The organism is Ruegeria marisflavi, from assembly GCF_025673445.1.
Classification (GTDB): domain Bacteria; phylum Pseudomonadota; class Alphaproteobacteria; order Rhodobacterales; family Rhodobacteraceae; genus Ruegeria_B; species Ruegeria_B marisflavi.
In genome coordinates this window covers 18,378-36,448 of sequence record NZ_JAOVQN010000020.1, presented here as the reverse complement: position 1 = coordinate 36,448, position 18,071 = coordinate 18,378, and the positions used below count along the sequence as shown (strand labels likewise).

Sequence of the window (18,071 nt, the reverse complement as noted above, 5' to 3'; positions counted from 1 at the left end):
ACTTAAGTTGCGCAATTTTCGAAAAAGGCCTGGGCTGGAGGATGTGGCATGGCGGCTTATGACGATCGCGACGGCGTGATCTGGATGGATGGCGAGTTTGTTCCCTGGCGGGATGCCAAGGTGCATATCCTGACTCATGCGATGCATTACGCCAGTTCGGTGTTCGAGGGCGAGCGGGCCTATAACGGCAAGATCTTCAAGAGCCGCGAACATTCCGAGCGCCTGATCGCGAGCGCCGAGGCGCTGGATATGCCGATGCCCTATACGGTGGACCAGATCGAAGCGGCCAAGGAGGCGACGCTGAAGGCCAGCGGGCTGACGGACGCCTATGTGCGCGCGCTGGTCTGGCGCGGGTCGGGCGAGGATATGGGCGTGGCTTCGGCCCGCAACCCGGTGCGGATGGCAATCGCGGTCTGGCCCTGGGGCGCCTATTACGGTGATGCCAAGATGCAGGGCGCCAAGCTGGACATCGCGGAATGGAAGCGGCCCAGCCCGGAAACCATCCCGGTGCATGCCAAGGCGGCGGGTCTCTACATGATCTGCACCATCTCCAAGCACAAGGCCGAGGCCAAGGGCTGCTCGGACGCGCTGTTCATGGACTGGCGCGGCTATGTGGCCGAGGCGACCGGCGCCAACGTGTTCTTTGTCAAGGATGGCGAGGTTCATACGCCGCTGGCCGACTGCTTTTTGAACGGGATCACCCGGCAGACGGTGATCGGGATGCTCAAGGACAAGGGCATCACCGTGCACGAGCGCCGCATCAAGCCGGAAGAGATGGAAGGGTTCGAACAGTGCTGGCTGACCGGCACCGCCGCCGAGGTCACCCCGGTGGGCCAGATCGGGCCCTATACGTTCGAAGTGGGCCAGATGACCCGCGATATCGCGGCGGAGTATGAGGCGCTGGTACGGGCGTAAATCGCGACCTGTTTATTGGGGAAAGGGCGCCGGATGACCGGCGCCCTTTTTTCGTTCAGACGATTTCGGTCGTGACCACGACGTTGCCGCGGGTGGCGTTGGAATAGGGGCAGATGGCGTGGCCCGCATCGGCGATGCGCTGCGCCTCGGCGGCATCGACGCCGGGCATCGAGACCTTGAGCGCCACGGTCAGGCCAAAGCCGCCCTCGGCGCGCGGGCCGATGCCGACCTCGGCGTCGACCGAGACATCGGCGGGCACCTTGGCCAGCGTCTTGTCCTGGGTCGTGGCGAATTGCATCGCCCCGATATAGCAGGCGGCATAACCGGCGGCGAAAAGCTGTTCGGGGTTATGGCCCTTGCCGGTGCCGCCCATCGCGGGCGGGGTGGCGAGCACCAGGTCGAGGCCGGATTCGGCGACCTGGGCCTGGCCATTGCGGCCGCCGGTGGCGCGGGCGTGTGCGGTGTAGACGGGGGAAACGGTCATGTTGGGCTCCATTTTATCGAGCACGATTAAATCGTGTACGATTTAAATAGGGACGCAAGCCGGGAAACGCAAGACATTGCGAAATAATCGCGTGCGATCTATATCGGGAGCATGCTGGACCGTGCCCTCACTCTCGACGAATTGCTGTGCTTTTCGCTCTATTCCGCCAATCACGCGATGGGGCGGCTGTACCGCCCGTTGCTGGCGCGGTTCGATCTGACCTATCCGCAATACCTGGTGCTGGTGGCGCTGTGGCAGCAGGATGGCCGCAAGGTGAGCGATCTGGGTGCGGAATTGCAGCTTGAATCGAACACGCTGACGCCGCTCTTGAAACGGATGGAGACGGCGGGGCTGATCAGGCGCGCGCGCAACCCGCAGGATGAGCGCAGCGTGATCGTGACCCTGACCGACAAGGGCCGGGCGCTGGAGGGTGAGGCGGCGGAGATCTCGAACTGCATCCTGGCGGCGGCGGATGCGGACCTTGCCGAACTGGCCGAGCTGCGCGACCGGCTGCACCGGTTGACATCGCGGTTGCGCGAGGCCGGATAGCGGCCCCGCGCGTCAGGCGGTCACGATGACCACCCCTTTCATATGCGGGTGATAGGCGCAGAAATAGGGATAGGTGCCGGGGGTGTCGAAGCGGATCGTGGCCTGCCCGCCCTTTTCCAATTCTTCGGTGTCCCAGTTCCCCTCGTCATCGGTGGCGGTATGTGGGGCAAAGTCGTGGTTGATCCATCGCACGGTTTCCCCGGCCCGGATGGTGACCTCGGTTGGGTCAAAGGCAAAGGCGCGGATTTCGACCACCACCGGGGCAGAGCCCGATGCAGGGAGGGCGGAACCCACGATCGCCCCCCCCGCACCGAAGCAGACCTGTCTGCGGGTCAGCCGCATTTCAGGCCGTTCACCATCTGCTCGGCATGGCCTTCGTGCACCTTGAAGGTGACGAGCGCCTCGGACAGCAGATCCTTGAGCGGTTCGACGGTCACGGTCGGGATGAACACGCCTTCGACCGTCTGGTTGACCACCTGATGGTAGCCAAGTTCGTTCTGGGCATAGGCGCAGTCGAAGGCCTTGCCGCTGAGCGATATCAGTTCGGCGCGCTTGTCGGCGGCGCCCTTGACCAGTGTGCGGCTCAGGTCGTTGTCCTGGGGCGTGACGTTCAGCTTGGTGATCAGGTCGCCGGCGGCCACGTTCACCGCGGTATGGTCGCGGATCATGGTTTCGGCGAAGGCGCGGACCTCGGCATTGTCGGATACGACCAGCGCCAGATGCGCATAGCGGATGTCGATCTGACCGGCGGTATAGGCGGTATGCGCAATCTCGAGGTCGTTCATCTTGTCTGCTGCCTGGGCGGTGTGCGCCGCGAATCCGAGGGCGAGCGCGGCGGCGAGGGTAATGGTCTTCATGTCTTGTCTCCTGAAAAGGTTTCGGTAAACCCTGAAGTAATGGGTTTCCCGGTATGTTGAATGCGCGTGAAGACAAAGAACATTGCAGATCGTTCAGCTATCTGGACGGGTTGAAGAAATATGATATTCTGGCGGCATGTTGGACCTGCTCAGCGATATCCTCACCCGCCTGTCCCTGAAGGGGACGCTATATTTCCGCACCTCGTTCACGCCGCCGTTCGGGGTGCATGTGCCGTCCTATCAGAATGTGGCCCGGTTCCATTTCGCATATCGCGGCGAATGCATGGTGCATGTGCCTGCGGCGAACGAGACGCTGCGTCTGACCCAGGGTGATCTGGTGCTGATCCCGCATGGGGCCGAGCACATGCTGATGTGCCAGCATTCCCGGCCCGATTCGGCGCTGCCGCTGGATACGGTGCTGGCCCAGTCCGGCTATCGCGGCGAGGGAGTGCTGGTCTATGGCGGCGGCGACGACGATCAGGACACGCAGCTGATCTGCGGGCATCTGACCTATGGCATGCATGGCCGGTCCTGCCCGGGTCATACCCTGCTGGAGCGGCTGCCGCCCTATATCCTGATCCGCGACTATGGCGAGGAGCGCGGTGTCTGGCTGGAGGCGACGTTGCGGGTGATCGCCGCCGAGGCGGGGCGCGACCGGATGGGCAGCGACCTGATCGCGCTGAAGATGACCGAGGCGCTGTTTGCCCAGGCGATCCGCGCGCATCTGGAGACGGTGAGCCCGGATGACGCGGCGCTGGCGGGGTTTGCCGACCCCAACCTGTCGCGGGCGCTGAGCGCCTTTCACCGCGACCCGGCCAGGGACTGGACGGTCGAGATGCTGGCCCGGATCGCGGGCCAGTCGCGCACCGGCTTTGCCCAGCATTTCGCCGCCAAGATGGGCATGACGCCGATGCAATACCTGACCTCGTGGCGGATGCAGATCGCCTGTGAGGGGCTGGTCGACAGCCGGTTGAGCGTGGCCGATGCCGCCGAACTTGCCGGATATGCCTCGGAAGCGGCGTTCAGCCGGGTGTTCCGCAAGCAGCTCGGGGTGTCTCCGGCGGCCTATCGGCAGCAGTTCGATAGTGCGAAACGTCAGGCCTTGGCTGCATCCTGAACGATCTGACGGAATTTTCGAACTCTGGATCATTCAGCGTTCGGACTTCTGGCTCCATATCAGGGCATGCCGCCATCGGGCGGTTCAACCAACCTGATAAGGACCCCAAACATGTCTATTCGTTTCGTGACACGTACCGTGCATGCCTATCTCGACTATCCGGTGGCGCTGGCCCTGATGGGTCTGCCCGTGATCCTGGGTCTAGGCGCCGAGAACCCGATGGCGCTGTGGTTGTCGGTGATCACCGGTATTGCCGCCTTTGTGCTGACCCTGCTGACCGACCACCATCTGGGGGTTTGGCGGGTGCTGCCCTACAAGTTCCATCTGGCTGTCGACCTGACCGTCGGGGTCGTGTTCCTGCTGGCGCCCAGCCTGTTCGGGTTCACGGGGCTGGATGCGCTGTTCTACTGGGTCAACGGCGCGGCGGTGGTGACCGTGATCTCGCTGAGCACGCCCGAGGCGAAACCGGCGATGTAAGCCGGTGACGGCAACGATCCGTCACAATTACCCTGTGACGGCAGCGATCCGTCACAATATCATCGTGAGAAGTTCAAGAATCTGAGCCGCGGGTTTTACAAACCCGCGGCTCTCATGCGGCCTATCAATCGCGCGGACCGGACCCTCCGGCCGCCAGACAGGAGAGCATTCGCATGACACGACTTCTTCGCCCCTCGCGCCGGGCCTTTCTGGCGGGCGGCACCGCCTTTACCGCGACGCTGGCCATGCCGTCGATCAGCCGCGCCGCTTCACGCCCGGTCTTTACCCATGGGGTGCAATCCGGCGATGTCGATACGGCGTCGGGCATGATCTGGACCCGCACCGACCGTCCGGCAAAGGTGATGATGGAAGTGTCGAGCACCGAGAGCTTTGCCGACGCGCGCCGCCTGTCGCCGATGTTTGCCACACCGGAGAGCGATTTTGCCGTCAAGCGGCTGGTCGAGGGCCTGCCGGCCGATCAGGAAGTGTTCTATCGCTTTGTCGCCGCCGATCTGGACGATATCAGCGCCGTGTCCGAGCCGATCACGGGCCGGTTCCGCACAGCACCGACCGCGCGGCGCGATATCCGGTTCGCCTGGTCGGGCGATACCGCCGGTCAGGGTTGGGGTATCGACGACGAGGGCATGCGCACCTATGCCACCATGGCGCAGCACCGGCCCGATTTCTTCATCCATTCCGGCGACACGATCTATGCCGATGGCCCGATGAAGGATGAGGTCGAAAAGGACGGCGCGGTGATCTGGAAGAACACCACCCTGATCGAGGAAAAGCGCAAGGTTGCCGAGACGCTGGCCGAGTTCCGGGGCCAGTGGAAATACAACCTGATGGACGAACATGTGCAGGCGATGAACGCGCTTTGTCCGACATTCATCCAGTGGGACGATCACGAGGTGGTCAACAACTGGTCGGATGCCAAGGACCTGAGCGCCGACGACCGCTATACCGAGAAATCGGTGCATGTGCTGCAAAGCCGCGCCGCCCGCGCCTTCCACGAGATGACGCCGCTGAGGATCACGCCTGCCGAACCGGGCCGGGTCTATCGCAAGATCTCCTACGGGCCGATGCTGGATGTGTTCTTCCTCGACCTGCGCAGCTATCGCGGCCCGAACGGCGCGTCGATGGAAGAGGAGATCACCGACCAGAGCCGCATTCTGGGGGCCGAACAGCTGGCCTGGATCAAGCGGGAACTGGCGGCCTCGACCGCGACATGGAAGGTGATCGCATCCGACATGCCGCTGGGTCTGATCGTCTGGGACAACTGGAAGGAAAAGGCAGGCGCCGAGGCCGTTGCAAACGGTGACCACGGCCCGGCGCGGGGGCGCGAGCTGGAGATCGCCGATCTCCTGCGCTTTATCAAGAGCGAGGGCGTGCGCAACACGGTCTGGTTCACGGCGGATGTACATTACACCGCGGCGCATCACTACAGCCCGGACCGGGCGCAGGTTCAGGATTTCGAGCCGTTCTGGGAGTTCGTCTCGGGCCCGCTGCATGCCGGGACCTTCGGCCCCAACGAGCTGGATGGGACCTTTGGCCCCGAGGTGAAGTTCATAAAGGCGCCGACGCCGGAGCAGGGCGCGAACCTGCCGCCCAGCATGGGGCTCCAGTTCTTTGGCCTCGTGGATATCGACGCCGCCACCCAGCAGATGAAGGTCCGCCTGATGGATCGCGGCAATACCGAGCTGTGGTCGGTCACGCTCGACCCGGTTCTGACTGCGCTCTGACGGGTGCCACAGGCCAGAAAACTGAAAATTTTCTGGTGACAGAATTTCTGTGAAATTCTGTGGCTGGCCCCGATGGGGCCAGTCAGCGTCTGGCGCGGCCTTCGCGCAGGATGGTGTAGATGCCGCCCGCGACGATGATGGCGCTGCCGATCCAGGTAGCGGCGTCGGGAGTTTCGCCAAACACCACAATCCCGAGGATCATGGCAAAGACCAGTCGCGCATAGCGGAAGGGGGCGATGACCGAGATTTCGCCGCGCCGCATCGCGCGGGTCAGGCATTCATAGGCCAGTACACCGAACAGGATCGCGGCACCCAGATGCAGTGCTGTATGGGTATCGGGCAGGGAGGCACCGCCGGTCCAGCCGAGCGCCAGGAAGCCCGAGACCACCAATGCGCCGAATCCGTAGACGCCCAGTTGCACGTTGCTCAGCCGGGGCCGCGCGGCGCGGGTGGCCAGGTCGCGCCCGGCAAAGCCGATCATGCCGAGGACGGCAAAGATCGAGGCGGGGACAAAGCCCTGCATCCCCGGGCGCAGGATCAGCAGCACACCCGCGAGCCCGATCAGGATGGCGACCCAGCGCCGCCAGCCCACCGTTTCGCCCAGAAACAGCGCGGCCCCCATCGCCACCACCAGCGGTGTCGCCTGAAGGATGGCGGATGTGCTGGTGAGCGGGGTGAGCGCCAGCGCCAGCGTATAGCAGATGCGGCCCATCACCTCGAAGCCCGAGCGGATCGCAAGCGTCCGGTCGGGCCGGACAAACGCGGCCTCGCCCCGACAGCGGGCCAGTAGCGCAAAGATGCCCATGCCGCCCAGCCCGAAGAGGATCAGCACCTGCCCCACTGGCAGGACCGCGGTGGCGGATTTGACGAACATATCCTCGAGCGCAAAGGCGCCCATGGCGGCCACCATGTAGAGGCTGCCGCTGAGGTTTTCGTCCCGGCGGGTCATGCGGATCAGAAATCCACGCCGCGCTGCGCCTTGATCCCTGCTTCGAACGGATGTTTCTCGACCGTCATCTCGGTCACCAGATCGGCATAGTCGCGCAGCGCCTGCGGCGCGTCGCGACCCGTCAGGAACACGCTGGTGCGGTCCGAGCGGGCCTTGAGCCCGTCGAGCACCGTATCGACCGAGAGGTATTCATAGCGCAGCGCAATGTTGATCTCGTCGAGCACCACGAGGTCATAATCTCCGCTTTCCATCAGTTCGCGCGCCTTGCCAAAGGCGGCGGTGGCGGCGGCGATGTCGCGGTCGCGATCCTGGGTGTCCCAGGTGAAGCCCTCGCCCATCGTGTGCCAGGTCACCAGGTTGTGCTCCTCGAAGAAACGCCGCTCGCCGGTCTTCCACTTGCCCTTGATGAACTGGACCACGGCGACCTTTTGCCCCCAGCCCAGCGCCCGGATCACCACGCCGAAAGCGGCCGAGGATTTGCCCTTGCCCTTGCCGGTGTTGATCAGCACCAGCCCGCGCCCGGGGTCGACGGCCTCGGACACTTTCTTGCGGTGTTCGGCCTGTACGGCCTTCATCTTTTCCTTGTGGTCCTGCGCGTCGGTCATCTGTGTTCCTTTCCCGGTTCCGCGCTACCCTAGGGCGTGGCGCGGAAAGGTAAAGGTCACGCCTTGGGATTGAGCGGGCGGGTCTTCACATTGTCGAGGCCCAGCTGCCGCTCGCGCCAGATCACCACCACGTTGCCCGCGATCACCAGCAGGGCACCGGCCAGCATGACCAGCGTCGGCAATTCGTCGAACCAGACATAGCCGATGATGATGGCGAACAGCATCGAGGCATAGTCATAGGGCGCCAGCATCGAAGCCTGGCCAAAGCGGTAGGAGGAGGTGACGAGGATCTGCGCCACCCCGCCGATCAGCCCGGTCAGGATCAGGACCGCGGCCTGTTCCGGGGTCGGCATGGTCCAACCGAAAAACGCGGTCAGCGCCGACAACAGGGTCGCGGTGAGCGAGAAGTAGAACACGATGGCTGCGGCGTGATCGACCTGCACCAGTTGTCGGATATGGATCTGGACAAAGGCGCGCGCCACGGTCGCGCCAAGCACGCAGAGCGCGCCGATGGTGGCCGCCTGATCCAGCGAGGCGCCGGTACCCAGGCGCGGCCAGAGCATGACGATCACGCCCAAAAGGCCCAATACGACCGCGCCGATGCGCACCAGCCGGATAGTCTCGCCCAGCATCAGTGCCGCGAGAATCAGGGTGAAGATCGGGGTGGCATAACCGATGGCGGTGACTTCGGGCAGGGGAAGCAGGCCAAGGCCGGTGAAGGTCAGGCCCATGGCGCTGGTCCCAAGCACCCCGCGCCAGAAATGGCCCATGGGTTTCTTGACGATCAACCCCTGCCGCAACTGGCCGCGCGCGATCAGGTAGACAAGGATGACGGGGATGGCAAAGAGCGAGCGGAAGAACACCATCTCGCCGGGCGGGAAATCGGTCGACAGGGCCTTGATCATAGCGGACATCACGGTGAACAGCACAAGCGCGCTGAGCTTGAGAGTCACCGCCAGAATCGGTCGATGCGATGTTAAGGGCTTTGCCATGCCGCGAACCTGCGCCTTTGCCCGGGAAAGATCAATTGCTTGATTTTTGCTACCGGTAACAGCCATTGTGCAGGTGCAGAAAGACAGTGGGAGTACAGGGTATGGATCAGCTATCCGCCGCATTCGGGCCGCAGGGTTTTGACGTTCAGGGGGCGGGCGCGTGGCCGTCCCGGTTCGCGGTGACCGATCTGGCGACCCGCTGCTTTGGCGCGGTGGGCGCGGCGCTGGGCGAGGTGATCGAGGCCACGGGTCTCGGGCCGCGTCCGGCGGTGACGGTCGACCGGCGGTTGGCCTCGCTATGGTATTCCTGGTCAATCCATCCGCAGGGATGGCAGATGCCCGGGGCCTGGGATCCGATTGCGGGGGATTATGCGGCGGCGGATGGCTGGATCAGGCTGCATACCAATGCGCCGCATCACCGGGATGCGGCTTTGTCGGTACTTGGCTGTGCGGCGGAGCGCGCGGCGGTTGCCGAGGCGCTAAGCGGCTGGGAGGTCGACGCGTTGGAAGCGGCGGTTGTCGGCGCAGGCGGGGCAGCGGCGGCGATGCGTGACCGCGCGGCCTGGCTGGCGCATCCGCAGGGGGCGGCGGTGGCGGCGGAGCCGCTGGTGCATTGGGCCACGCGCACCGGCGCCTTGCGCGATTTTGGCGGCACCCGGGCGCGGCCGCTGGCAGGGCTGAGGGTGCTTGACCTGACGCGGGTGCTGGCGGGGCCGATGGCGACGCGAACGCTGGCCGGATACGGGGCCGAGGTGCTGCGCATCGACCCGCCAAGCTGGTCGGAGCCGGGGGTGGTGCCGGATGTGACACTGGGCAAGACCTGTGCCCATCTGGATCTGAAGCAGGCCGCCGACCGGGCGCGGTTCGAGGCGCTGCTGGCGGGGGCGGATGTGCTGGTGCATGGCTATCGTCCCGGCGCGCTGGATGCGATGGTTTCGCCCGCGCGGCGTTTGGAGCTGGCGCCGAACCTGATCGAGGTGAGCCTCTGCGCCTATGGCTGGACCGGGCCGTGGGCCGGGCGGCGCGGGTTCGATTCGCTGGTGCAGATGAGCTGTGGCATTGCCGCGGCGGGCATGGGCTGGGCCGGGGCGGAGAAGCCGCATCCGCTGCCGGTGCAGGCGCTGGACCATGCGACGGGGTATCTGATGGCGGCGGCGGTCCTGTCGGCGCTGGCGCGGGCGGCGCGGGGGGAAGGCGTGTCCTCGGCCCGGTTGTCGCTGGCGCGCACGGCGGAGCTGCTTTGCGGCCTGGAGACGGGTGAGGAGGGTCCGGCGATTACCGGCTCCACCCCCGATGACCTGTCGGATTGGGAGGAGCGGACCCCTTGGGGACCGGCGCGGCGGCTGAAACCGGCGCTGAGTGTCGAGGGGGCGCCGATGCACTGGGACAGTGCGGCTTGTGAGCTGGGATCATCGCCTGCGGCGTGGCGGTGATCAGGTCAGCCAGTACAGGAGGCCCGAGAGAGTAAAGAAGGCCAGCGTGGTTGCCGTGAGCAGGGCGATCGAGGCCATGCCCTCGTGCCCCAGCTCCTGTGCCAGAACGGCGTAGATGCCGAACATCGGCATCGCCGCCGACAGAATCAGGGCGGTGCGCATGTTGGGATCAAGCGGCAGGCCGATTGCGGCGACCAGCATCACCGCCAGCAGGGCCAGCGCCGGGTGCAGCAACAGTTTCAGCGCCGAGATCTGCACGGCATGCCAGCGGCTGCCTTTCCAGCTGAGGCCCGCCAGTGAGCCGCCGATCACCACCAGCGCCAGCGCCGAGGCGGAAGCGGCCAGCATCTGCATCAGCCGGGTCACGGTCTGCGGCACGGGCACGCCCGCCAAGCTGACCGCGAGGCCCAGCAGCAGGCCGATCACCATCGGGCGTTTCAGAACGCCCCAGAGGATCCCGGCGATCCGCAGGCCGATGCCGCCCTGACCGCGCCCGCGCGCCATGTCCATCAGGATCAGGCAGGCGGGGATGATCAGCACATTTTCGACCAGCATGTTGAGCGCGAGGATCACGCCCGCCAGATCGGGAAAGGTGAGCAGCATCACCGGATAGCCGACAAAGCCGGAATTGGGGCAGGAACTGCCCATCACCGCCACCGCGCGGCGGGTGGCCTCGGTGCCCGTGAGCGTGAACCACAGATAGCTGAGCGCGACCGCGCCAAGCCCGGCGGCGGCAAAGGCCAGCATATAGCCGGGGTGAAACACCTCGGCCACGTTGCGGCTGGCCACCGCGTTGAAAAGGAGCGCCGGCATGGCGATGTCCATCACGTAGCGGCCCAGCACCCGCATGTCTGCGGTGCTGAACCAGCCCTGTCGGACCACCAGAAACCCGATGGCAAGTGCGGCATAGATCGGAAAGGTGATGGTCAGGATCTGGCTCATGCTGCCGTCCATTCGGCAGGCAGCGGCGTGCCGATCTCGGCCGCAAAATCGTCGAGGAAGCGCAGCATCAGGGCGATGCGCGCCTCAGCCAGCGCCCGGCCCTTGGCGGTCAGCATGCCTTGCGGTAGCGACAGCAGCTTTACCCGCCAGTGGTCGAGCGAATAGAGCGTATCGTCGGGTGCGCGGTGTTCGCAGAAGGGATCGGCGGGATCATAAAGTGCCCGGCCCAGCGAGCCCGACACCGAGAAGTTGCGCGCGATACCGATGGCGCCGAGCGCATCGAGGCGGTCGGCATCGCGCAGGATGCACGCCTCTTCGGTCTCGGGCGGTATCCCGGCGGAGAAGCTGTGCGCAGCGATGGCGTGGCCGGTTGCCGCGATCTGCGTGTCGTCAAAGCCCAGGTCGCGCAGGATCGGCGCGGCCTCTTCGGCCGAGCGGCGCGAGGCGGTGTGTCGGTCGGGCGCGTTTTTCGGCAGGTTGACCAGATCGTGCAGGTAGCTGGCGGCCAGCAGCACGTCGTGGTCGGCATCGGGGCTGGCGATGGCCTGCACATTGACCCAGACCCGGTCCAGATGGGCGAGATCATGCGCCGGGTCGGTCGCCATGCGCTGGGCGACGATGCCGCGCAGCGCCTGACGCAGATCAGCCGATATGGCCACGATTGGCCCCGATCTGGCCCCGGTGCAGCAGCAGGTGATCGAGGATCACGCAGGCCATCATGGCCTCGCCCACCGGCACGGCGCGGATGCCGACGCAGGGATCGTGGCGGCCCTTGGTGATGATCTCGGTCTCTTCGCCCGACTTGGTGATCGTCTTGCGGGTGGTGAGGATCGAGGAGGTGGGTTTGACGGCAAAACGCACCACGATGTCCTGCCCGGTGGAGATGCCGCCGAGAATGCCACCGGCGTGGTTCGAGCTGTATTGCGGGCCGTTCTGGCCCATGAAGATCTCGTCTGCATTGGCCTCGCCGGTCAGTTCGGCGGCCCCCATGCCCTCGCCGATCTCGACGCCCTTGACCGCGTTGATCGACATCATCGCGGCGGCAAGATCGGTGTCGAGCTTGCCATAGACCGGCGCGCCGAGGCCCGCGGGCACGCCGCGCGCCACGACCTCGATCACCGCGCCGACCGAGCTGCCGGACTTGCGCAGCCCGTCGAGATAATCGGCCCAGTCGGCGGCGGCCCGGGCATCGGGCACCCAGAACGGGTTCTGTTCGATCTGCGCCCAGTCGAAGCGGGCGCGGTCGATCCGGTGCGGACCCATCTGCACCATGTAACCGGTGATCTGGACATTGGGGGCCAGGGCGCGGATGGCCTCGCGCGCGAGGCCACCGGCGGCCACCCGAGCGGCGGTTTCACGGGCCGAACTGCGGCCGCCGCCGCGATAGTCGCGGATACCGTATTTCTGGAAATAGGTGATATCGGCATGGCCGGGGCGGAACTTGTCCTTGATATCCCCGTAATCCTTGGACCGCTGGTCGGTATTCTCGATCATCAGCTGCACCGGGGTGCCAGTGGTCTGGCCCTCGAACACGCCCGAGAGGATCTTTACCTCGTCGGCTTCGCGGCGCTGGGTGGTGTATTTGTTCTGGCCGGGTTTGCGGCGGTCGAGCCAGTGCTGGATCATCGCCTCGTCGATGGGCACGCCGGGCGGGCAGCCGTCGACGGTGGCGCCAAGCGCGGGTCCGTGGCTTTCACCCCAGGTGGTGATGCGGAAGAGATGGCCAAAACTGTTCATCGACATGGGCGGGCTCCTTTGAGCGATGTGCTTAGCGGGCTGTGCCCCGGGTCTCAAGGGGTTTGCTGGGTGGAAAGGGAGGAGGGGGGCGCTGCCCCCCGTCTCCGCGATGCGGAGACTCCCCCCGGAGTATTTGTAGCGAAATGAAGGCTCAGGCCGCTTGTGTCAGTTTTGCGCGGGTCGCGGTGATCTGGAGCGCGGCGCGGGCGGCCTCGCGCCCTTTGTCCACAAAATGGGCGCGGTAAATGGCGTTGTGGTGGTCGGTTTCCTGATACTGGTGCGGGGTCAGCGAGACAGACAGGACCGGAACGCCACTGTCGAGGCCCGCGCGCATCAACCCGTCGACCACGGCCTGGGCCACGAAATCGTGCCGGTAGATGCCGCCATCGACCACGAAGGCGGCGCAGGCCACGGCGGCGTAGCGCCCGGTCTGTGCAAGGTCGCGGGCGAGGAGCGGCATCTCGAACGCGCCGGGCACGTCGTAGATGTCGACCTGTTGCGCCGGGATGAGCTCAAGGAAACCGTCGAGCGCGCGGTCGACGATATCGGCATGCCAGTTGGCCTTGATGAAGGCATAGCGGGTGTGTGTCATCATGATCTCCATTGGTTAGACACGTCACCCAAGGCGATCACGAACGGACGGACGCACGCGGTTGCGTGGCCTGACCGTGCGTTCTCTTTCATCCGGACTGTGACCGTCGGCTCTGGCGTCTCACCAGATCTGCTGACACCCCGAACAAAGCGTCGGGGCCGCTCGCGGGCTCGCGGGTCTGACCCGCATACCGCCGGTGGGGAATTCCGCCCCGCCCTGAGAACGAGGGAGAACTTGCCAAGGCGCGCACGCCGCTGCAAGACGGAATCGACAGGAGAGGAGAACCGCAATGCATCCCAACCCGGCGTTTCGTGGCGAAAGCACCGCGCGCAATCTGGAGTTTGCCCGGGCGCGCGGGTTTGGCGTGCTGGCGGTGGCGGCCGAGGGGGCGCCGCTGATCAGCCACGTGCCGTTTCTGCTGAACCCTGACGGGGACGTGGCGGAGCTGCATCTGGTGCGGTCGAACCCGATTGTGCGGCTGCTGTCCGAGCCGGTGGCGGCACGGTTGGCGGTCAGCGGGCCAGACAGCTATGTCTCGCCCGACTGGTACGGGGTCGAAGAGCAGGTGCCGACCTGGAACTACGTCGCGGTGCATCTGGTCGGACGGCTGGAGCTGCGGCCACAGGAGGAGATGCGCGGGTTGCTCGATCGGCTCTCGGCCGAGTTCGAGGGGCGGTTGACACCCAAGGCGCCCTGGGTCGCGGACAAGATGCAGCCTGAGGGGCTGGCGCGGATGATGCGAATGATCGTGCCCTGCCGGTTGCAAGTCGAAGATGTGAAGGGAACCTGGAAACTGGGCCAGAACAAGCCTGATGCCGCGCGGATGGGCGCGGCAGAGGCGATGGAGGACGCCGGGGTCGGCTCCGAGTTCGCGGCGCTGGCGGCGTTGATGCGGGCGGTGTCCTAGGCCGCCAGCCCGGCGGCGCGGGCGATTTCGGCGGCGACGAAATCGGGGTCCTGCATCGGCATGAAATGCGTCAGGTCGGGGCGGTGGATGTCGGTACCATGGGCAAAGGCCGCCGCCAACCCGGGCCAGGTGGGCGAGCGGGTGAAATCGTGCATCGTTTTCAGGTCGAACGGGTCCGAGCGCAGCACGCGTACCGGGCAGGCGACCCGTGTCACATGGTCGAAGATGCCCGGGTTGGAAAAGGCGGCGGCATAAGTCGCAGCCTCGGTCTCCGGCGCGCAGGCGAGCGTCAGGCCGCCCTTGCCGTCGGGGCGCAGGGCGTGATCGCAATAGGCGTGCAGCGCCTCGGGGGTGAAGAGCGCATAGGGGCTGCGGTCGCGGAATCGGGCGAACATCTCGGCCGGGCCGGTGAAGGCGCGCTTGCGCTGGGCGGCGGGGTGCGGGCCTGCGGCCAACATGATCCGGGCGCCAACCTCGTAAAAGGCCGGGTCCATGATCACCGGATCGATCAGCATCAGCGCGGCCACCCTGTCGGGGCTGAGCGACGTGGCCTGGGTCAGGGCGTGGCCGCTGATGGAATGGCCGATCGCGACAAGGTTGCGCAGGTCGAGCGTGTCGAACAGGGCGGCGAGGTCCTGGCCGATGATCTGCCAATGGTCGAAAGGGCCACCGGAACTGTGACCATGCCCGCGCAGGTCGACACAGATCGAATGCACCGGCGGCAGGCGGGCGATCACCGGGTCCCAGACGCGAGCGTGAAACCCGGTGGCGTGCGACAGGAACAGGGTCTTGCCCCGGCCGCGCAGTTCGGGATGCCGTTCGACATAGGACAGGGTGATGTCGCCAATCGGGCGGGACTTGCGGTCGGGGCGGGCGGGAGCGTCCATCGGGATACCGGTTGCAGAGGGTACGGCCAGCCTAGCGGCGCGGGTACCGGATGCTCAAACACGACGTCAGGTCAGGTTCGGGGGTTGATTTGGCGGGCGGGCCGGATACCACTTGGCGTACCTGCGGCCCTCTCGGGCCGCGATTTGCGAATTCAGGAGAGCGCAGCATGATGAAACTCTATTACAGCGCGACCTCGCCCTATGTGCGCAAGGTCATGGTGCTGCTGCACGAGGTCGGCAAGCTGGGCGATGTCGAGCTGGTGACCGCCAGCGGCACGCCGCTGGTCCCGGCCGAGGCGCTTTTGGCCAAGAACCCGCTGACCAAGGTGCCGGCGCTGGAACGGCCCGAGGGGCCGACCCTGTTCGACAGCCGGGTGATCACCGCCTATCTGGATGCGCGTTACAAGGGCGGGCTGTACCCCGAGGGCGACGGGTGCTGGAACACGATGACTCTGGAGGCGCTGGGCGATGGTATCACCGACGCGGCGCTGTTGATGACCTATGAGGGGCGGCTGCGGCCCGAGGACATGCGCTGGGACGCGTGGAGCGAAGGGCAGTGGAACAAGATCGCCCGCGCCTGCGCCGCGTTGGAGAGCCGCTGGATGGCGCATTTGGCGGGGCCGGTGGACATGGGACAGATCGCGGTGGCCTGTGCGCTGGCCTATGTCGATTTCCGGCACGACGCGCGCGGTTGGCGCAACGGGAACCCGGCGTTGGCGGCGTGGTTTACCGATTTCGAATCGCGTGCCTCGATGGTCGCGACGCGCCCGCCTGCGGCCTGAGGGGGGCAAAAATTCCGGGTCGAGCTTGAAATTGTGTGGCTCTGCCGCGACATGAAAGGCAAACTGCGGCGTCCTGCGCGCCTATGACCGCTGGACGAACCGATTTCTCCCGGATAGATACCCGCCCTGAGACACCGCATTCCGTGCGGCGTACATGCATGTTTGCCCGAACCCGGGCGCTGGAATCGGAGAAAACCTCGTGTCCCACGCAGAAGATCACGAAGGCACCCGCAGAGATTTCCTCTACTACGCCACGGCTGGCGCAGGTGCCGTAGCCACGGGAGCCGCCGTTTGGCCCCTGGTCAACCAAATGAACCCCTCGGCCGACGTGCAGGCTCTGTCGTCGATTCGCGTGGATGTGAGCGGCGTCGAAGTGGGCACCCAGATCAGCGTGAAGTTCCTGGGCAAGCCGGTGTTCATCCGCCGCCGCACCGAGGAAGAGATCAGCGATGCCCGCGCCGTCGAGCTGAGCGCGCTGATCGACCAGAGCGCAGAGAACCCCAACAAGCCGGGTGCCGATGCCAGCGACGAGAACCGTTCGCTGGATGAAAGCGGCGAATGGCTGGTGATGATGGGTGTCTGTACCCACCTGGGCTGTGTGCCGCTGGGCGATGGCGCCGGCGATTTCCACGGCTGGTTCTGCCCCTGCCACGGCTCGCACTACGATACCTCCGGCCGGATCCGCAAAGGTCCCGCGCCCGAGAACCTGCACATTCCGGTTGCAGAGTTCGTCGACGAAAACACCATCAAGCTGGGATAAGGAAGCGCGCTCATGGCCGGTATTCCGCACGACCATTACGAACCGAAGACGGGCGCCGAGAAGTGGCTGCACAGCCGCCTGCCCATCGTCGGCCTGATCTATGACACCATCATGATCCCCACCCCCAAGAACCTGAACTGGTGGTGGATCTGGGGCATCGTCCTGGCCTTCTGCCTGGCGCTGCAAATCATTACCGGCATCGTGCTGGTGATGCATTACACGCCGCATGTCGACATGGCCTTTGCCAGCGTCGAGCACATCATGCGCAACGTGAACGGTGGCCACATGCTGCGGTATCTGCACGCAAACGGGGCCTCGCTGTTCTTTGTCGCCGTCTATATCCACATCTTCCGCGGCCTGTTCTACGGCTCGTACAAGGCGCCGCGCGAGATCACCTGGATCGTCGGCATGCTGATCTATCTCTGCATGATGGGCACCGCCTTTATGGGCTACGTGCTGCCGTGGGGTCAGATGTCGTTCTGGGGCGCAACCGTGATCACCGGCCTGTTCGGCGCCATCCCCTTTGTGGGCGAGGCGATCCAGACCTGGCTGTTGGGCGGGCCCGCCGTGGACAACGCCACGCTGAACCGCTTTTTCTCGCTGCACTATCTGTTGCCCTTCGTCATCGCGGCGCTGGTCGTCGTGCATATCTGGGCCTTCCACACCACCGGCAACAACAACCCCACGGGTGTTGAGGTTCGTCGCGGGTCGAAAGCCGAGGCCGAGAAGGACACGCTGCCGTTCTGGCCCTATTTCGTGATCAAGGACCTGGTCGGACTGGCTATCGTGCTGGTGATCTTCTGGGCGATCGTCGGCTTCATGCCGAACTACCTGGGCCACCCCGATAACTATATCGAGGCCAACCCGCTGGTGACCCCGGCGCATATCGTGCCCGAATGGTACTTCCTGCCGTTCTACGCGATCCTGCGTGCCTTCACCTCGGAGGTCTGGGTGGTGCAGATCGCCAGCTTTGTGACCGGCGGCATCATCGACGCCAAGTTCTTTGGCGTGCTGGCAATGTTCGGCGCGATCCTGGCCATGGCGCTTGCGCCCTGGCTCGACACCTCGTCGGTCCGTTCGGGTAAGTATCGTCCGATGTTCAAATGGTGGTTCTACCTGCTGATCATCGACTTCTTTGCCCTGATGTGGCTGGGCGCGATGCCGGCGGAAGAGCCCTATGCATCGTTCTCGCTGATCGCCTCGGCCTACTGGTTCGGCTACTTCTTCGTAATCCTGCCCATCCTGGGTGTGATCGAGAAGCCGCTGCCGCAGCCGGCCACGATCGAGGAAGACTTCAACGCGCACTACGGCACGGCGTCTGACGCCACACCGGCCGAGTAAGAA

At 65.3% G+C, this 18,071-nt stretch carries 21 protein-coding genes and 1 riboswitch; of the genes, 10 read left to right on the top strand and 11 right to left on the bottom strand.

Features of this window, described 5'->3' with window-relative positions:
- The first annotated feature begins 48 nt into the window (after window positions 1-48).
- Window positions 49-915 carry a branched-chain amino acid aminotransferase gene (locus OEZ49_RS17690; protein WP_164128440.1) on the top strand — a complete coding sequence of 289 codons (867 nt, stop codon included), beginning with the start codon at window positions 49-51 and terminating at the stop codon, window positions 913-915.
- A gap of 55 nt (window positions 916-970) precedes the next feature.
- On the opposite strand, the gene OEZ49_RS17685 is transcribed toward OEZ49_RS17690, so the two are convergent.
- The gene (locus OEZ49_RS17685) at window positions 971-1,399 is read right to left on the bottom strand and encodes an organic hydroperoxide resistance protein (RefSeq protein ID WP_263389552.1); all 429 of its coding nucleotides are present in this window, start codon (window positions 1,397-1,399) and stop codon (window positions 971-973) included.
- Between the two features lie 111 nt (window positions 1,400-1,510).
- Here OEZ49_RS17685 and OEZ49_RS17680 point away from each other — a divergent pair, with 111 nt between their 5' ends.
- Window positions 1,511-1,948, top strand: coding sequence for a MarR family winged helix-turn-helix transcriptional regulator (locus OEZ49_RS17680; protein WP_164128438.1), 438 nt, complete (start codon window positions 1,511-1,513; stop codon window positions 1,946-1,948).
- 12 nt (window positions 1,949-1,960) lie between these two features.
- Here OEZ49_RS17680 and OEZ49_RS17675 read toward each other — a convergent pair whose 3' ends face one another.
- Both OEZ49_RS17675 and OEZ49_RS17670 read right to left on the bottom strand, forming a co-directional pair.
- Entirely contained in the window at window positions 1,961-2,242 is a 282-nt protein-coding gene (locus OEZ49_RS17675; RefSeq protein WP_263389551.1) for a cupredoxin domain-containing protein, read from the bottom strand.
- A gap of 38 nt (window positions 2,243-2,280) precedes the next feature.
- Window positions 2,281-2,805 carry a DUF4142 domain-containing protein gene (locus tag OEZ49_RS17670; RefSeq protein ID WP_263389550.1) on the bottom strand — a complete coding sequence of 175 codons (525 nt, stop codon included), beginning with the start codon at window positions 2,803-2,805 and terminating at the stop codon, window positions 2,281-2,283.
- Between the two features lie 136 nt (window positions 2,806-2,941).
- On the opposite strand from OEZ49_RS17670, the gene OEZ49_RS17665 reads away from it, so the two are divergent.
- The 3 genes from OEZ49_RS17665 to OEZ49_RS17655 all read left to right on the top strand — a co-directional run bounded on the left by OEZ49_RS17665 (window position 2,942) and on the right by OEZ49_RS17655 (window position 6,141).
- Window positions 2,942-3,922: an AraC family transcriptional regulator gene (locus OEZ49_RS17665; RefSeq protein WP_263389549.1), complete on the top strand. Its 981-nt coding sequence runs from the start codon at window positions 2,942-2,944 to the stop codon at window positions 3,920-3,922.
- A 111-nt stretch (window positions 3,923-4,033) separates the two neighbouring features.
- Window positions 4,034-4,399, top strand: a complete 366-nt coding sequence (locus OEZ49_RS17660; RefSeq protein WP_164128434.1) for an SPW repeat domain-containing protein — start codon at window positions 4,034-4,036, stop codon at window positions 4,397-4,399.
- Between the two features lie 173 nt (window positions 4,400-4,572).
- Complete coding sequence (locus OEZ49_RS17655; protein ID WP_263389548.1) at window positions 4,573-6,141, top strand: alkaline phosphatase D family protein; 1,569 nt, start codon at window positions 4,573-4,575, stop codon at window positions 6,139-6,141.
- Window positions 6,142-6,223: 82 nt separating this feature from the next.
- On the opposite strand, the gene OEZ49_RS17650 is transcribed toward OEZ49_RS17655, so the two are convergent.
- Genes OEZ49_RS17650 through OEZ49_RS17640 form a run of 3 tightly spaced genes read right to left on the bottom strand, consistent with a single transcriptional unit; the run spans window position 6,224 to window position 8,687 of the window.
- Window positions 6,224-7,090, bottom strand: coding sequence for a DMT family transporter (locus OEZ49_RS17650; protein ID WP_263389547.1), 867 nt, complete (start codon window positions 7,088-7,090; stop codon window positions 6,224-6,226).
- Between the two features lie 5 nt (window positions 7,091-7,095).
- Window positions 7,096-7,695, bottom strand: coding sequence for a cob(I)yrinic acid a,c-diamide adenosyltransferase (cobO, locus tag OEZ49_RS17645; RefSeq protein ID WP_263389546.1), 600 nt, complete (start codon window positions 7,693-7,695; stop codon window positions 7,096-7,098).
- Between the two features lie 56 nt (window positions 7,696-7,751).
- Window positions 7,752-8,687 carry a DMT family transporter gene (locus tag OEZ49_RS17640; RefSeq protein WP_263389545.1) on the bottom strand — a complete coding sequence of 312 codons (936 nt, stop codon included), beginning with the start codon at window positions 8,685-8,687 and terminating at the stop codon, window positions 7,752-7,754.
- 101 nt (window positions 8,688-8,788) lie between these two features.
- Between OEZ49_RS17640 and OEZ49_RS17635 the strand changes: the two genes are divergently transcribed.
- On the top strand, window positions 8,789-10,120 hold the full coding sequence (locus OEZ49_RS17635) for a CoA transferase (protein WP_263389544.1): 1,332 nt from the start codon (window positions 8,789-8,791) through the stop codon (window positions 10,118-10,120).
- Here OEZ49_RS17635 and OEZ49_RS17630 read toward each other — a convergent pair whose 3' ends face one another.
- The 4 genes from OEZ49_RS17630 to OEZ49_RS17615 form a co-directional block, all read right to left on the bottom strand.
- A complete protein-coding gene (locus tag OEZ49_RS17630) occupies window positions 10,121-11,062 on the bottom strand; it encodes an AEC family transporter (RefSeq protein WP_263389543.1) in 942 nt (313 codons plus the stop codon). It lies immediately after the preceding gene.
- Complete coding sequence (locus OEZ49_RS17625; RefSeq protein WP_263389542.1) at window positions 11,059-11,721, bottom strand: HD domain-containing protein; 663 nt, start codon at window positions 11,719-11,721, stop codon at window positions 11,059-11,061. The genes OEZ49_RS17630 and OEZ49_RS17625 overlap by 4 nt, the downstream gene beginning before the upstream one ends.
- Window positions 11,705-12,805 (bottom strand): chorismate synthase, encoded by a 1,101-nt coding sequence (gene aroC, locus OEZ49_RS17620; protein ID WP_263389541.1) that lies wholly within the window; start codon window positions 12,803-12,805, stop codon window positions 11,705-11,707. The genes OEZ49_RS17625 and aroC overlap by 17 nt, the downstream gene beginning before the upstream one ends.
- A 145-nt stretch (window positions 12,806-12,950) precedes the next feature.
- On the bottom strand, window positions 12,951-13,391 hold the full coding sequence (locus OEZ49_RS17615; protein ID WP_263389540.1) for a 6,7-dimethyl-8-ribityllumazine synthase: 441 nt from the start codon (window positions 13,389-13,391) through the stop codon (window positions 12,951-12,953).
- Window positions 13,392-13,467: 76 nt separating this feature from the next.
- Window positions 13,468-13,619, bottom strand: a riboswitch (FMN riboswitch).
- A 61-nt stretch (window positions 13,620-13,680) separates the two neighbouring features.
- On the opposite strand from OEZ49_RS17615, the gene OEZ49_RS17610 reads away from it, so the two are divergent.
- On the top strand, window positions 13,681-14,298 hold the full coding sequence (locus OEZ49_RS17610; protein ID WP_263389539.1) for an FMN-binding negative transcriptional regulator: 618 nt from the start codon (window positions 13,681-13,683) through the stop codon (window positions 14,296-14,298).
- Here the strand turns inward: OEZ49_RS17610 and OEZ49_RS17605 are convergent.
- Complete coding sequence (locus OEZ49_RS17605) at window positions 14,295-15,185, bottom strand: alpha/beta fold hydrolase (RefSeq protein ID WP_263389538.1); 891 nt, start codon at window positions 15,183-15,185, stop codon at window positions 14,295-14,297. The two genes, OEZ49_RS17610 and OEZ49_RS17605, sit on opposite strands and share 4 nt — an antisense overlap.
- Before the next feature lie 170 nt (window positions 15,186-15,355).
- Between OEZ49_RS17605 and OEZ49_RS17600 the strand changes: the two genes are divergently transcribed.
- The 3 genes from OEZ49_RS17600 (at window position 15,356) to petB (ending at window position 18,068) form a co-directional block, all read left to right on the top strand.
- Complete coding sequence (locus tag OEZ49_RS17600; RefSeq protein ID WP_263389608.1) at window positions 15,356-15,967, top strand: glutathione S-transferase; 612 nt, start codon at window positions 15,356-15,358, stop codon at window positions 15,965-15,967.
- Window positions 15,968-16,166: 199 nt separating this feature from the next.
- On the top strand, window positions 16,167-16,727 hold the full coding sequence (gene petA, locus OEZ49_RS17595) for a ubiquinol-cytochrome c reductase iron-sulfur subunit (RefSeq protein ID WP_263389537.1): 561 nt from the start codon (window positions 16,167-16,169) through the stop codon (window positions 16,725-16,727).
- Between the two features lie 12 nt (window positions 16,728-16,739).
- Window positions 16,740-18,068, top strand: a complete 1,329-nt coding sequence (gene petB / locus OEZ49_RS17590) for a cytochrome b (RefSeq protein WP_164128421.1) — start codon at window positions 16,740-16,742, stop codon at window positions 18,066-18,068.
- The last annotated feature ends 3 nt before the right edge of the window (window positions 18,069-18,071 follow it).